12 protein-coding genes and 1 pseudogene are annotated in these 14,979 nt (G+C 61.4%); 3 read left to right on the forward strand and 10 right to left on the reverse strand.

Translation table 11 applies throughout. From position 1 onward, the window contains the following. Positions 1–78 precede the first annotated feature (78 nt). Positions 79–570 (forward strand): annotated as a pseudogene (locus PG899_RS18105) (lytic murein transglycosylase); the annotation flags it as partial. A gap of 219 nt (positions 571–789) precedes the next feature. Here the strand turns inward: PG899_RS18105 and PG899_RS18110 are convergent. The 3 genes from PG899_RS18110 to ppnP all read right to left on the reverse strand — a co-directional run bounded on the left by PG899_RS18110 (position 790) and on the right by ppnP (position 4,307). Then, on the reverse strand, positions 790–2,160 hold the full coding sequence (locus tag PG899_RS18110) for an L-serine ammonia-lyase (RefSeq protein ID WP_011705996.1): 1,371 nt from the start codon (positions 2,158–2,160) through the stop codon (positions 790–792). A 277-nt stretch (positions 2,161–2,437) separates the two neighbouring features. Beyond that, positions 2,438–3,820 carry an L-serine ammonia-lyase gene (locus tag PG899_RS18115; RefSeq protein WP_190283598.1) on the reverse strand — a complete coding sequence of 461 codons (1,383 nt, stop codon included), beginning with the start codon at positions 3,818–3,820 and terminating at the stop codon, positions 2,438–2,440. A 202-nt stretch (positions 3,821–4,022) separates the two neighbouring features. Further along, entirely contained in the window at positions 4,023–4,307 is a 285-nt protein-coding gene (ppnP, locus tag PG899_RS18120; RefSeq protein ID WP_010633884.1) for a pyrimidine/purine nucleoside phosphorylase, read from the reverse strand. Between the two features lie 269 nt (positions 4,308–4,576). On the opposite strand from ppnP, the gene PG899_RS18125 reads away from it, so the two are divergent. Next, positions 4,577–5,815: a dicarboxylate/amino acid:cation symporter gene (locus PG899_RS18125; protein WP_011705999.1), complete on the forward strand. Its 1,239-nt coding sequence runs from the start codon at positions 4,577–4,579 to the stop codon at positions 5,813–5,815. A gap of 60 nt (positions 5,816–5,875) precedes the next feature. Here PG899_RS18125 and PG899_RS18130 read toward each other — a convergent pair whose 3' ends face one another. Then, a complete protein-coding gene (locus PG899_RS18130) occupies positions 5,876–6,271 on the reverse strand; it encodes a MerR family transcriptional regulator (protein ID WP_016350830.1) in 396 nt (131 codons plus the stop codon). 121 nt (positions 6,272–6,392) lie between these two features. Between PG899_RS18130 and PG899_RS18135 the strand changes: the two genes are divergently transcribed. Further along, entirely contained in the window at positions 6,393–7,556 is a 1,164-nt protein-coding gene (locus PG899_RS18135) for a thiolase family protein (RefSeq protein WP_077095494.1), read from the forward strand. On the opposite strand, the gene PG899_RS18140 is transcribed toward PG899_RS18135, so the two are convergent. The 6 genes from PG899_RS18140 to PG899_RS18165 all read right to left on the reverse strand — a co-directional run bounded on the left by PG899_RS18140 (position 7,553) and on the right by PG899_RS18165 (position 14,951). Next, a complete protein-coding gene (locus PG899_RS18140) occupies positions 7,553–8,776 on the reverse strand; it encodes an EAL and HDOD domain-containing protein (RefSeq protein WP_024945326.1) in 1,224 nt (407 codons plus the stop codon). The two genes, PG899_RS18135 and PG899_RS18140, sit on opposite strands and share 4 nt — an antisense overlap. Before the next feature lie 129 nt (positions 8,777–8,905). Next, complete coding sequence (locus tag PG899_RS18145; protein ID WP_077095493.1) at positions 8,906–10,162, reverse strand: OmpP1/FadL family transporter; 1,257 nt, start codon at positions 10,160–10,162, stop codon at positions 8,906–8,908. A gap of 253 nt (positions 10,163–10,415) precedes the next feature. Next, entirely contained in the window at positions 10,416–11,714 is a 1,299-nt protein-coding gene (locus tag PG899_RS18150) for an outer membrane protein transport protein (RefSeq protein ID WP_024945328.1), read from the reverse strand. A gap of 410 nt (positions 11,715–12,124) precedes the next feature. Then, the gene (locus PG899_RS18155) at positions 12,125–12,868 is read right to left on the reverse strand and encodes a DUF3379 domain-containing protein (RefSeq protein WP_077095492.1); all 744 of its coding nucleotides are present in this window, start codon (positions 12,866–12,868) and stop codon (positions 12,125–12,127) included. After that, a complete protein-coding gene (locus PG899_RS18160; protein WP_017408325.1) occupies positions 12,861–13,451 on the reverse strand; it encodes a sigma-70 family RNA polymerase sigma factor in 591 nt (196 codons plus the stop codon). The genes PG899_RS18155 and PG899_RS18160 overlap by 8 nt, the downstream gene beginning before the upstream one ends. A 12-nt stretch (positions 13,452–13,463) precedes the next feature. Then, a complete protein-coding gene (locus tag PG899_RS18165) occupies positions 13,464–14,951 on the reverse strand; it encodes a hypothetical protein (RefSeq protein WP_423244486.1) in 1,488 nt (495 codons plus the stop codon). Positions 14,952–14,979: the final 28 nt, after the last annotated feature.

The following is a 14,979-nucleotide window of genomic DNA, read 5'->3' on the forward strand; positions in this document are numbered from 1 at the left end:
AGAAGCGTACCCTAACTGGTAGTTGACCGCCTCTCTCCTATGCACCATGGGCATTGCACTTATTATCTGAATTCACGCCTGCGCATTCTGGAGCAGCAGAAAATGGCGCCAGCCGATCTCAAGGGATCCTGGGCCGGCGCCATGGGGCAGGTGCAGTTCATGCCCTCGTCCTATCTCAAATATGCGGTCGATCAGGACGGGGACGGCAAGCAGGATCTGTGGGGCAATCTGGCGGATGTGTTTGGTTCGGCAGCCAATTATCTGCATCAGAACGGCTGGCACGGGGATGAAACCTGGGGTCGTCTGGTGAGGGTGCCGGCAGGGCTGGATCCTGCGCTGGTCGGGCTGGAGGAGACCCGGGCGCTGTCGGCATGGCAGGCCCTCGGAGTGCGCAAAGCGGATGGGTCAGACTTGCCGCAGGCGTCGCTGCAAGCCTCGCTGGTGCAGCCCGATGGGGAGGGCGGGGCTGCCTATCTCGCCTATCCCAATTATCGGGTGCTGCGCGACTGGAATCGCTCCCACTATTTCGTGGTGGCGGTGGGCACCCTGGCCGATCGTATCGTGGAATAATCGATAATGGCGCCGCCGGATTTGCCACCGGGGGCAAGCGGTCGGGGTGGGAATAGCGATCGGAATAGTGCTGCCGGATTTGTCCTCAGGGACAAGCCGTCAGCGTGGGAATAACGATCGGATGCGGCGGACTTGCCGGGTGAGGCGGGGCGGAATATCCAAACGACAGGCAATAAAAACGGCGGGAATGCCCGCCGTTTTTATTGTTGCCACGCCGACTTATTCGCAGGCGACTTGCATCACCTTGATGGCCAGGCCACCGCGGGAGGTTTCACGGTACTTGGAGTCCATGTCCTTGCCGGTGATGTACATGGTCTCGATCACCTTGTCCAGCGAGACACGCGGCTTGGAGGTGCGACGCAGCGCCATGCGGGAGGCGTTGACCGCCTTCATGGCAGCGATGGCGTTGCGCTCGATGCAGGGCACCTGCACCTGACCGGCGACCGGGTCACAGGTCAGACCCAGGTTGTGTTCCATGCCGATCTCGGCGGCTTCACAGACGTGCTCCGGGCTGCCGCCCATCAACTCGGTCAGACCGGCGGCGGCCATGGAGCAGGAGACGCCCACTTCACCCTGACAGCCCACTTCGGCGCCGGAGATGGAAGCGTTCATCTTGTAGAGCATGCCGACGGCAGCCGCAGCCAGATAGAAGCGGGTGTAGTCGTCGCGGCCAACCGGCTGGATGAACTTGTCGTAGTAGGCCAGCACGGCCGGGATGATGCCGGCGGCACCGTTGGTCGGAGCGGTCACCACACGGCCACCGGCCGCGTTCTCTTCACTTACCGCCAGGGCGAACATGTTGACCCAGTCAACAATGTTCATCGGATCGTTGGAGAGGTTCTCGTTAGTGGTCAGCTGACGATAGAGCGGCGCGGCGCGGCGCGGTACGCGCAGCGGGCCGGCGAGAACGCCTTCAGTGCGGCAGCCGCGCTCGATCCCTTCACGCATGGTGGTCCAGATCTTGCCAAGCTTCTTGTAGATCTCTTCCGGGGTATTGAAGCACTTCTCGTTCTCCATCATCAGGGCGGAGATGGAAAGGCCGGTCTGGCTGCAGTGGGCGATAAGCTCGGCAGCGCTCTTGAACGGGTAGCTGACGGACATGTCGCCGCTGTCGGCCTTGCCGAAGTTCTCTTCGTCAACGATGAAGCCACCGCCGATGGAGTAGTAGGTCTTGCTGTAGACGGCAGCATCTTCGATGAAGGCGGTCAGCTTCATGCCGTTTTCATGCAGCGGCAGGGCTTCGTCATGGAACACCATGGCGTCGCGCGGGAAGCTGACAGTGTGGCAGTGCAGGCCGATGGGCAGACGACCGGTCTGCTCGACGCGGGAGATGAACTCGGGGATGCCGTCGATGTCGACATTTTCCGGCAGGTTGCCCGCCAGACCCATGATGATAGCGGTATCGGTGTGGTGACCTTTGCCGGTCCAGGAGAGTGAGCCGTAGACATCGACCTGGATCCGGGTGATGTCACGGATCTTGCCGCCTGCACGCAGTTCATCCACGAACTGTTTGGCTGCTTTCATCGGGCCGACAGTGTGGGAAGAGGAGGGGCCAACACCGATTTTGAAGATATCAAAAACGCTGATCATGTAACAATTACCTCAGGATAGAAGGGGGCGCCATGCCCACTCGCAGAAACGGGGTGATCCATGGGACGAGGGCGTCGTCGCCGAGGTCAATGAACCAGATAACCACAGTGTAACGGCTCAAAGCCCAAAAAAAGTTGAAATAGATCTATTTTTGTTGAATCAGAGCGGGCGAGTATAAAATTTATTTTGATGCTTATCCATTTTGTTAAGCGTTTGCCCATAAAAATACCCGACAATGCCGGGTATTTAGGAACCAAATGGGGCAAGTTACCGATTTTTAACACTCGGTAATGTTAACCGCCAGGCCACCGCGGGCGGTTTCCTTGTATTTGGTCTTCATGTCGTTGCCGGTTTCCCACATGGTCTTGATCACCTTGTCCAGCGACACCTTGTGCTCGCCGGTACCGCGCAGGGCCAGGCGCGCGGCGTTGATGGCCTTGACCGCCCCCATGGCGTTACGCTCGATGCAGGGCACCTGCACCTGGCCACCCACTGGATCGCAGGTGAGGCCCAGGTTGTGCTCCATGCCTATTTCGGCGGCGTTTTCGACAATCGCCGGGCTGCCGCCCAGGATCTCGGTCAGCGCCCCCGCCGCCATGGAGCAGGCAACGCCCACCTCACCCTGGCAGCCCACCTCGGCGCCGGAGAGCGATGCGTTCTTCTTGTAGAGGATGCCGATGGCGGCGGCGGCGAGGAAGTAGCTCAGCAGCAGTTCGTCATCCACCTTGCGCACGAAGCGATCGTAGTAGTGCAGCACGGCGGGGATGATGCCAGCGGCGCCGTTGGTGGGGGCGGTCACCACCCGGCCGCCGGCGGCGTTCTCCTCGTTGACGGCCAGCGCGAACAGATCCACCCACTCCATCACCATCAGCGGATCCTTGTTGAAATTGGTCTCGCAGCTGAGCTGGCGATAGAGCGCCGGGGCCCGCCGTTTCACCTTGAAGCCGCCGGGCAGCACCCCCTCGCTGCGACAGCCACGCTCGACGCAGCCCTGCATGGCCTGCCAGATCTTGCGAAGGCCCGCCTTGATCTCGGCTTCGGTGCGAAACACCTTCTCGTTGGCCAGCATCACGCCGGAGATGGAGAGGCCGCTCTCTTGGCAGTGGGCCAGCAACTGGGCGCCGCTCTCGAACGGATAGGGGATGGGGTGGGCCGCATCGAAGCGGGCGGCTTCCTCCTTGGCGTTGGCGAAGTGGCTCTCCTCGATGATGAAACCGCCACCGATGGAGTAGTAGGTCTGGCTAAACAGCAGCTGTTCCCCGGCGAAGGCGCGCAGGGTCATGCCGTTGGAGTGGGCGGGCAGGGTCTTGCGCCGGTTGAAGATGATGGCGCCGCTGCGGGCAAACTGGCTCGGCTGTTCACCCGCCAGCAGCAGCGACTGGCTGCGCTCCACCTCGGTCAAAAAGGCGGGGATGGCTTCGATGTCCACCGACTCGGGTTCGAAACCGGCCAGTCCCAGGATGATGGCCTTGCCGGTGCCATGGCCCTTGCCGGTCTGGCCGAGGGAGCCGTAGCACTCCACTTCTACCCGTTCGGTGCTGGGCAGCACCCCCTGCTGCTTGAGCGCGTTGGCAAAGGCGTAGGAGGCGCGCATCGGCCCCACGGTATGAGAAGAAGAGGGACCGATCCCGATGGAAAACAGGTCGAAGACACTGATCATGACACCACTCCGATTATGGGTTTCGTCTAAATATTGTAAATTTTTTGTAGTCGATGGAAAGCGGGAAAACCGAGGGGTGTGATGGCGGCACGCAAATGAAAGCAAGGATGGGTTGCAAAGAAGAGGGCGGCTTGCGCCAAAAAAGAAGGAGCGGCCCGGGGGCTGCTCCTTTGTGCGTGTTCAGGCAAGGGTTGCCGGCGGCTTAATCGAGAAACTCGCACAGATAGGCGGTGGGAGTTTTCACTTCCAGCTTGAAGGAGGAGTGGCCGGCCACGTCGAAGGATTGACCCTGCTCATAGGTGTGCCATTCGTCTTCGTCGGCCAGCTGGATGGTGAGCGCACCTTTGACCACCGTCATCCGCTCGGGGGCGGCGGTATTGAACTGGTAGTGACCGGCTTCCATCACACCCACGGTGGCTTTGTCGCCTTTTTGCTCGAAACCGATGGATTTTACATTTCCATCAAAATACTCGTTAACTTTCAGCATGTTTTCATCCCTGTATGCACGTTTGCCCAGCCAAAGTAGCACAATCTTTTGCCAGTTGTCATGAATAAAGCGGGAAAAATCGCCGTGAGCCTTTTGAATCTTTACTTTGTTGCAAACTTATCAATAACTCCCGTTAACGATTTGACGATTTAAAACAGCGAATAAATATGAGATAAAGCGCGCGCTCAGGGGAATGGACAGCTGTTCATCCCCTGTTTGGTTGATTGCACTGGGAAAGTGCGAATATTTGCTACTTAAAGGAACATTCTGTGTTAACAAAAGGACTCATTAAGAACGTTGGCTTCCAGGTCGTGGTCGCCATGGTGCTGGGGGCACTGGTGGGGGCGTTCATGGGTGAACAAGCCACCGTGTTTGCACCGCTCGGTACTCTCTTCATCCAGCTGATCAAGATGCTGGTGATCCCGCTGGTGGCGGTCGCCATTCTGTCGGGGGCGGCCAACCTCGGCGCCAGCCCGGCTGCTGGCAAGATTGGCGTTACCACGCTGGCCTTCTTCCTCGGTACCTCGGCGCTGGCGGTACTGCTGGCCCTGGTGATGGGGCAGATCTTCAAGCCCGGTGTCGGGGTCGAGTTCGGCTCCATGGCCTCCATGTTCTCCGGTGACTATGCCGACAAGGGCGCGCTGCCCGATGCGGTCGCCACCCTGCTCGGGATGATCCCGACCAACGTCTTCCAGTCGCTCAACGAAGCCAACATCCTGCAGATCCTGGTGTTCTGCATGTTCCTCGGCATCGCCCTGGCCAAGCAACCCCGCGAGCGGGCCAAGCCGCTGGTGGACGGCCTCAATACCCTGGTGGATGCCTTCGTCTGGATGATCAACAAGGTGATGCTGATCGCGCCGCTCGGCGTGTTCGGCCTGATGGCCGATGCCATCGGCACCTACGGTTTCGACGTGCTGACCCTGGTGCTCAAGCTGTTCGTGGTCTATCTGGCCGCCATCCTGATCTTCGCCTTCGTGGTCTATCCGCTGCTGATCGTGCTGTTCTCCAACACGCCGGTACGCAAGTACCTGTCTGCCATGAAGAAGCCGCAGATCGTCGCCTTCTCCACCGCCTCTTCCATGGCGACCCTGCCGGTCAACATGGAGACCTGCGAGGAGGAGCTGAAGGTGACCAATGCCACGGCCTCCTTCGTGCTGCCGCTGGGCGCCACCATCAACATGAGCGGCAACGCCATCTATTACGGCCTGGTCGCCATCTTCTTTGCCCAGGTCTACCAGATCGACCTCTCCATGGGTGCCTGGGCCGCCATCATAGTGACCGCCACCCTGGGGGCCATCGGCCAGGCCGGTGTGCCGGGCCCGAGCTTCCTGGTGGTCGCCGTGCTGCTGGCAGCCGGGATCCCCATCGAGGGGCTGCCGCTGCTGTTCGCGCTGGATCGTTTGTTCGACATGATCCGGACCGCCCTCAACATCACCGGCGATGCGGCCTGCGCCGTCATCGTTGACCGCTACAGTCCGGATTACGATCCGGACCGCTGGAACAAATAATCCAGCTGCAATGAACAAGGGGCCTGCGGGCCCCTTTCTTTATGCTTGTTGTTGTGACCGTCAGCCGAGCTGAGCGAGTGCCTGCTGGCAGCGCTGCTCGGCGGCGTCCAGCTCCAGCAGCACCATCTTGATGTCTTCCAGCTGCTGCTGCAGGGTCTCCCGTTTGTCGGCCACCAGCCCCAGCATGGTTTGCAGCTGGGTACGGCTGCTCTTGTCCGCATCGTAGAGATCGAACAGATCGCGGATGTCCGCCAGGCTGAAGCCCAGCCGCTTGCCGCGCAGGGTCAGCTTGAGTCGCACTCGGTCCTGCCGACTGTAGATCCGGGTCTGTCCCTGGCGGGCAGGATTCAAAAGTCCCTGATCTTCATAAAAACGAATACTTCGGGTCGTAACATCAAATTCACGGGCCAGTTCGCTGATGCTGTAGGTCCGCGTGTCATCCTTGGTTCGGTTCATGGCGCTATCTTGACTGTCAATCCTGGCTGGCACCTTACCCAAACGTCAACTGCCCCGCAAGTCTTGTTCCCGCAGCGGCGGCAGCATATGTTATTTCAATGTAACAAGGAGAGTGCAATTGATGGATATCGTGATTGTTGCGGCCAAACGTACCCCCATGGGGGCCTTCCAGGGAGCCCTGGCCAACCTGACGGCACCTGAACTGGGGGCCTGTGCCATTGCCGCGGCCATGGCAGAAGCGGGGCTCAGGGGAGAGCAGATCGATGAAGCCTATCTGGGCAACGTGCTGAGTGCCGGGGTCGGCCAGGCACCCGCCCGCCAGGCGGTGCTGAAGGCGGGTCTGCCGGACAGCATCCCCTGCACCACGGTCAACAAGGTGTGCGGTTCCGGCATGAAGGCGGTGATGCTGGCGGCCGATGGCTTGCGGCTCGGCGATACCAAGGTGGTGATCGCCGGCGGGATGGAGAGCATGAGCCGCGCCCCATATCTTCTGGACAAGGCGCGCAGTGGTTTTCGGATGGGGCACCAGAGCGTGCTCGATCACATGTTCCTCGACGGACTGCAGGATGCCTACGAAGGCCAGCTGATGGGGCATTATGCCCAGCTGAGCGCCGATCGCGCCGGACTGACCCGTGCCGACATGGATGCCTTTGCCATCGCATCGCTGGAGCGGGCGCTGGCGGCCCAGCGCAGCGGTGCCTTTGCGGCGGAGCTGGCGCCGGTGATGGCCGGAGATACCCTGCTGCTGGCCGAGGATGAGCAGCCTGCCAAGGCCAGGCCCGAGAAGATCCCCCAGCTCAAGCCTGCCTTCAGCAAGACGGGCACCATCACGGCGGCCAATGCCAGCTCCATCTCGGACGGGGCGGCGGCGCTGATCCTGATGCGCTCCGACACTGCCGTGCAGCTGGGACTGCCGGTGCTGGCGCGACTGGTGGGTTATCAGAGCCACGCGGCCCTGCCCGCCGAGTTTACCAGCGCACCGGTAGGGGCCATCAAGGGCCTGCTGGCCAAGGTGGGTTGGCGGGTGGAGGAGGTGGATCTGTTCGAGGTCAACGAGGCGTTTGCCATGGTCAGCCTGCTGGCGATGGCCGGTTGCCAGCTGCCCCATGACAAGGTCAACGTGAACGGCGGCGCCTGCGCGCTGGGTCATCCGCTGGGGGCGAGCGGTGCCAGGATCCTGGTGACCCTGATCCATGCCCTGCGCGAACGCGGTCTCACACGCGGGGTGGCCAGTCTGTGTATCGGGGGCGGGGAGGCGACGGCGGTCGCCATCGAGCTGGGTTAATCTGTCTCCGCCATCGCCTGGAGTTGCTGGTTGACCCAGGCGGTGGCGGTCAGATAGAGCTGGCTGACCTTCTCTTCATTGAGCCCGAGCCGGGCCGTTCTGGCCGTGATCCGCTGCCAGTTCGCACTCTCGTAATCCTCGCAAAACGACAGATAGAACCCCAGGTTGCCCTTGCGTTCCAGCAGGGCGACCCGGATCTCCTCGATCAGCGGAATGGTGCCGAGCAGCTTGTCCATGGGCTGTTCCATCAACACATCGAGCAGGGAGAAGAGGCCGGTGATGAAGGCCTGCTGGGCTTCCTGGGTCGGCGCATGGGTGTGGGCCAGCAGCTCGCAGAAGCGGGCCCGGATCATCGACATCTGATAGAGCTCGGCACTCTTGCCGTGGCCGGCGCTGGTGGCGGCGACCAGGGTCACGAAACGTTTGAGCTGGGTGTGGCCGAGATAGACGGCGGCCTGGCGAAAGGAGGAGATGGGGTTGGCGTGGCTCTTGAGGTGGTTGACGTAACGCAGCAGCTTGAGGGACAGGGAGATGTCCTGACTCAGCAGTTGCTCGATGCGGTTGAGGTCGGGCTCGGGCTGGTTGACCACGTTGAGCAGTTGCATCACCACCACCTGGGCCGGCTCCATGGTCGCCTGCTTGACCATCTCGGGTCGACTGAAGAAGAAACCCTGGAACAGGTCGATGCCAAGTCGCTTGACCCGTTCAAACTCCGCCTTGTCCTCCACCTTCTCCGCCAGATAGGTGAGCTTGAGCTGCTGATGCTGCTGGATGAACACCTTGATCTGCAGCAGCGACGTGGCGCGCAGATCGAACTTGATGATGTGGATGTAGGGGAGGAAGCGCTCCCAGTCCGGCGACAGGGTGAAGTCGTCGAGGGCGAGCTGATAGCCCAGCCCGTGCAGCTGTTTGACCTTGGCCAGCAGCGCATCGTCGGGATCGGCATCTTCCAGGATCTCGATCACCACCTTCTCCGGCGGCAGGCACTCGGCCAGCCCTTCCAGCAGCAGCGAATGAGGGAAGTTGATGAAGCAGGGGCGACCGCCGAGCAGCTGATCGATGTTCTGTTGCAGGAACTGTTCGACCACCAGTCTGGCGGTGGCTTGCTGGGAGGAGATGGGGGGGAACACGTTATCCAGACTGTCGCGAAACAGCAGCTCATAGGCGTGGGTGTTCAACTCCCGATCCAGGATGGGCTGCCTTGCTACGTATGAATACATGCATCTCTCCAGCGTGTGTACTGGATTGATTTTATTGTGAAGCCGCGCACTATGCCAGCGCTTGGAGGCCAGAAACGGTCAATAACTGGCATAGTGCTTGAGTGGGCGGGCAGGGGATGCCCGCCCGCTTCAGAACAGGTAATTGAGCTGCAGACCGGCCAGCCAGGCATCCCCTTCCGAGGTGCCCTGGAAGGTGGAGGTGGTCTGCGGGATGCCAGGTTTGAGCTGCATGGTCTCGCTCACGTCCACCTTCTTGCCGTCGATCAGCGTCACCCCCAGATCCAGCGAGAGGTGGCGATCGATCTGATAACCCACCCCGGCGCTGTACCAGACCCGATCCGAGTCGGGGATGGAGATGGTGCGGCGATCCGCCGGGACCGGGCTGCGGTCATAGGCAAGGCCGGAGCGCAGCTGCCATTGCGGTGCCAGCTGGTAGGTCAGGCCCAGCGCGTAGCGCCAGCTGTCTTCCCAGTGCTCGTCCTTGATGTGCATGACACCGTGGTGGTCGAGCTCGGATTCCAGCTGCACGAACTTGCTCCAGTTGGTCCAGTTGATGCTCGAATGCAGCGCCAGTGCCGGCGTGAGCTGATGGAACAGGGCCAGCTCGGCGGTGGCGGGCAGCGGCAGATCCAGGCTGCCGGTATCGGTGAAGGGCTGCCCGTTCTGGTCGATGCCGATGGCGTCGCCAGAGAGCTTCAGGGTGACGTCGTGGCGGTAGGAGAGGCCGATGCGGGTCGCCTCCGACAGTTCCAGCAGGGTGCCCAGGTTCCAGCCCATGGCCCAGCCATCCCCTTTCAGGTGCTTGGCGATCTGGTTGTTGGACGGGAAGGTGCCACCCACTTCCCCTTCGCCCTGAATGGCGGAGAGGCCGGCGCCGACGGACCAGACGCGGTTGATGCGGTAGGCCAGCGACGCCCCCAGATCCACGGTCTTGATGTCGGAGACATTGCCGAAGTGGCCGGCATTGTAGTTGTCCGGCATCTTGACGCCGAGCCCGTAATAGGAGGTGGCAGCCAGCCCCAGGCGCCACTGGTCGTTGAGCGGCACTATGAGGTAGGCGTTGGGCACCCAGGCATCATCGGCGATGTCGTGGGCCGCCGCATCCAGGCTGACCGGCCCCTTGGGGGTCGGCACCCGGGTGGTGCCCTCGATGTTGACGTCGGGGTGCACATAGATGAAGCCACCGGAGAAGGCCATGGTATCGAAACGGGTCATGGCGGCGGCGTTGCGGGAGAGCACGCTGGCATTGTCGGCGATGGCGGCTTCGCCGGCGAAGGCGCGGCCCATGCCGGTGGCGGATTGCTCGGCCAGCTGAAAACCTGCCGCCTGGGCCTGGCTCGACAGCACCAGCAGGGCGATGAGAGACGGCTTCATGATGGAGTGCATTGCATTGTCCTTGAAAATGAACTTGGAGTTCGAACGTTCTTATGGTTGGAGGCAGGATTTTATATGGTATGACCAGTAAGGCAACGGGCGTGGGGGCGAGGGGATGAAAACGGGATTAAATGCTGGGGGATGTGCTGCTAATAGCTTGATAAAAAAAGAAAAGCGTACAGTTGTTTACTACAGATGTACGCTGAAACATGAATTTGGAATAAAAAAAGAGCGCCCGCAGGCGCTCTGGTCAATTCGCTGATTATCAGAACTTCATGTTGAACTGAGCGGAAGCGAGGAAGGCGTTGCCGTGGGAGGTGCCTTTCCAGCGCAGGGCTTCGTTGCTTTCGACCAGCTTCTCGTTGACGTCCACTTTCTTGCCGTCCAGATAGGCCATGCCGAAGTCGACGCTCATGTCCTTGTCGATGTGGTAGGTGGCGCCAGCGCTATACCATACGCGGTCGGAATCCGGGATGCTCAGGCTGCGGTATTCCGGCTCGATCGGGGTGTTGTCGTAGGCAAAGCCGATACGGGCTTCCCAGGACGGGTTGACGTACCAGGTACCGCCCAGAGAGTAACGGGTGGAGTCCTTGAACTTCTCCGGCTTGTAGAGGCAGACGCCGGCACCGTCGGTGCTGTTGCACTGACCGCTGGTGGCTTTGAGCTCCTGGAAGGCGCTCCAGTCGGTCCAGTTGACGGAGTAGTGCACGGCAAACTGCTGGTTCAGACGGTGGTAACCGGCGAACTCGGCCTGGGCCGGCAGATCCAGCGGCAGTTCGCCACCGACGGTCTTGAAGCCGGAAGAGGTGCCCTGATAGTCACCCTTGAACTTCAGGTCTACCTGGGAGCGATAGGTCAGCGCGAAGCGGTTGTTCTCGTTCACTTCATACATGGTGCCCACGTTCCAGCCGTAACCCCAGTCGTCCCCCTTCAGGTGGCTGACGATGGTGTCCTTGCCGATACCCGGTACGCTGCTCAGCGGCGGCACGGCGGCCAGTACACCGGCGCGGCGGTTCAGTTCAGCCTTGGCATAGACCAGGTTCAGACCGGCGCCGACGCTGAAGTGCTGGTTGACGCGGTAGGCGATGTTCGGGTTGATGTTGAAGGTGAGCAGTTCGGTGTTGCCGGCAATGGAGCCACCGTTGAAGTTCTCGGTATACTCGGTCGACAGACCGTAGTTGGAGAACAGGCCGATACCCCAGGCCCACTGGTCGTTCAGCGGCTGGATGAAGTAGGTGGCAGGCACGAAGGCGCTCGGCGCAATGCCGCTTTCGCTGGCACCGGCCATCTTGGCGGAGCCTGCATAGATGTCACCATTTACATCCACATCCGGCTTGATATAGGTACCGGAGACAGAGAACGCCATCTTGTCAAACTGGGTCATGGCTGCCGGGTTGCGGGACAACACGGAGGCGTTGTCCGCCACGGCGGCTTCCCCTGCATACGCACGACCCAGGCCGGAGGCTGAGTGTTCGTTCAATTGGAACGCGGCGGCGAAGGTTTGGGTACTGGCCAGGGTGACGGCGGCAGCGATCAGGCTCTTTTTGAAAAAGGCAGTTGTCATAGTGTTCTCTCTTGTAGGCAGATTTTCCGTCGGCATCAGGGCTATTTTGCCTCTGTATGTGACAAGATCTGTTGTTATTTCAGCTTCTTCCCATTCAATTCTGGCGTGATTCTATGGATCTGGTAGGAGGTAAGAAATCAGACCAGTGACAGCAGAATACATAAAAGTTTCCAGAGTGTTAATCATTTGTTTGAATTCGCCGGTTAAATAGTCTCTTTTACCATTAATTGGATAAAAAACACCCACATACAGCGATCTGCATCACAAAAATATTTTTGGGTATTTGCGGGGAATGAGCAGCGAATAGGGGAGAATCGTGACGGGAAAGGAGATAAACGGGCAGCCAACCTGATTGGTCTGCCCGTTGGCTTGACCCGCTACGAGGCGAGTCAAGATTGGGTTAATGCCTGTTAAATCGACCAGTGCAGTCGGGATTCCAGCTGCTCTGCCACCGGCGCCAGCGGCTCTTCCATCCCACCGATCAGCACCATGTTGGCCCCCTTGAGTTGCAGGATCTCGCCCTTGAGCTGGCCATCTTCAAAGGTGGGCTGCAGGGTGAGTGGCACATGCTTGGGCACCAGGAACAGGGTGACCGGGCCCATCTTGCCCTGCAATACCATGTGCAGCGCCGGCCCCTGATAGAAGGAGCAGTGGTTGACATAGGTGATCTTCAGCCCCTGCATGCCCATCAAGGTCGCGCCATATTTCTCCATCTTGGCGTTGATGGTGCGCAGGCTCACCTGCTCGTCCACATCCTTGATGAAGGGCTCCTCGCCATAGATGTGGGCCATGGCGACCTGGGCCAGCGAGAGCTCGTCGGGAGCGGCTAGCGGCCAGTTCAGCCAGCGGGTGCTCATGCCGAGCAGGAAAGCGATCGAGGCAGCCATCGCCAGCGCACGCCAGTTGCTGCGCGGGCGCACCGGCAGGGGAACCACCTGCGGCTGATCGGCTTCCAGCGCCTGTCTGAGCAGGATACGCTCGGCCAGACCGGCCGGCACCTCGACCTCCATGGCTCGCTGCAGACTGCGATCGAGCTGCTTCATCTCGTCCAGATGCTTGCGGTTGGCGGGGGATCGCTGGGCCTGCGCGAGAAACGCGGGATCCTGCTCCTGTGGATGGGCTATGGCCCGACGGCGAAATTCCAGCTCATCCATTGGTGTGTCCTCTCTGTTGGGTCGTTGACTCCATGGCCTCTTTTATCTGGTTGCGGGCCCGAAACAGGCGAGTCATGACGGTGTTCTTGTTGAGCCCCAGCTGCGCCGCTATCTCGTCGCCGCTAAAGCCCCCCAGCACCTGCAGCAGCAGGGGTTCCTGATATTCGGCCGGCAGGCGGGCGATGTGGCGTCTGAGCCACTCGTTCTCCATCTCCTGCTCGCTGTGCAGTGCCTCCTGATCGCTCTGGGGATGCTCGTCGAGATCGACGAGGTCAAACTGCTTGCGCTCGAAGCGGCGTGCATTTTCCCGCCGCAGTATGGTGATGAGCCAGGCCTTGGCGGCCTTGTCGTCGAGCAGGGAGTCTATGCTCTTCCAGGCGCGCAGAAAGGTCTCCTGCACCAGGTCTTCCGCCACTTGCGGGTCCCGGCACAGCCAGTAGGCGTAGCGGTAGATGTCCCCGTGCAGGGCATGTACCAAGGCTTCGTATTTGGTTTGTTTGTCTGCCATGCCTCCATAGACCGGGGAGGTCGTGGGATCCTTTCCGACCGTGGCACCTTTTTTTCTGAAAAAACCTAAAGCCATCGCTGGGCTTCCTTATTTGAATGAAGGCCAGGATCGACCGATCCTGGCCAGTTGCCTGAGGCCATAGGCTATCGCAAAAGTTTCGTGGCCGCATAGGGCGCTGGCAAAGTCCGTCCAGGTTTGCGGGTGGCTCTCAGCAGGGGACGCGGCGGCAAAACAGGCGCGCTCCAGGGCGGCAAAGTGGGGTACAAGGGCGGGATCGCGACGACAGGGCAGGACATCGAGGCGGTGATGGGGCAGTGACCAGTGCAGGTGGGCCCACGCCAGCAAGCGGGCCCGGATCTGCTCGGTATCGGCCCGACACAGCGCCTGTTGCAGGCGATAGAAGGCGTGCCAGCGCGGCCCGTGGCGCCAGCAGGCGCGCAGCAGCAGAGCCCAGATGACCCACAGCAGGCTCTCGTCGTTCGGCCCATCCTGCGCCGGCTGCGACTGCGTGCCTGCGGCGATGTGCAGGGGCGTGGCGGGCAGCCGAGCATATTCGATGCGCCCGCGCTGGGTGTTGAACCAGGCCATCTCGATGGCGGGCAGCAGGTAGTCACCAGGTTCGTCCACGGTCAAGGCCTGGCGCCACTCGCGCTCGAAGCGCAGCGTCCCCTTGGCGAGATAGCGCTCCTGCTGCTGCTCCCCATCTGGCCTGGCCCTGATGCCGGCGGGCAGGCCGGATGAGCCGAGCAGGCGTGCCAGATTGAGGCGGCTGCCATCCCCCCCCTCCAGGGTGAGGGTCAGGGTACGGATCACCGGCTCACCCGCTCTGGCCGCCGTCGGGGGATCCAGCCGCTGACCCAGGGTGAGCTGGCTCGCCACCGGTTGCAGCGGGGGCTCGTCGATCTGCACGAACAGGGTGGCCGCCCGGGCCGAGAGCGGGTCACTGCCACCGTCATCTTGCGGCAGGCGCCCCTGAAAGCGGGGGGATTCCAGTGGATGGCGCCCCGCTTCTTTGGCCTGCAGCAGCCAGCTGCGGGTCAGGCGGCCGGGCAGACCGGGGCTTGCCGGTGGCTGCCACTGATCGTTGCCGAGGCGGCGAATGGTGAAGGCATCGCTGGCCGGCTCGGTGAGGTTGGGAGCCTCCATGTTGGCCGGCAGCCAGAGGCTGAGCTGATAGATAAACGGCTGGCCGGGGTAGAGCGGCCCCTGTTGCAGCACCCGGGCCTGCAGTTCGATGGGGGAGATGGCAGGCGTTGGCGCCAGGTTGCCGGCTTCGCTGCGTGGCGGAAAGGGGATGGATGGAGTCTGCTCCGCCCCCAGTGGCAGGGCCGGCACCTGCTGCGGGCTGGTATCCAGCAGGTGCAGGGGGATCTGCCACCGGGTCAGGCTCTGCTGCGGGGCGCTGATCCGGCTCATGGTCACCTTGCCCACCGCAAACTGGCGCAGCAGAGGGGTGATGGCAAGCTCATTGCTCTGGCGCTCGCCGTCCGCTTCGATGATCAGCAACCAGTCGCGGCGATCGGCCCCTGGCAGCAGCTCGGCCCGGGGCGGGGCGGCAAAAACCTGCGCCGTCATCAGCCAGAGCAGCAACAGGCACAGGGTA

Origin of the sequence: Aeromonas sp. QDB39 (assembly GCF_027707585.1) — a bacterium.
In the GTDB taxonomy this organism is placed as follows: Bacteria; Pseudomonadota; Gammaproteobacteria; order Enterobacterales; family Aeromonadaceae; genus Aeromonas; species Aeromonas hydrophila.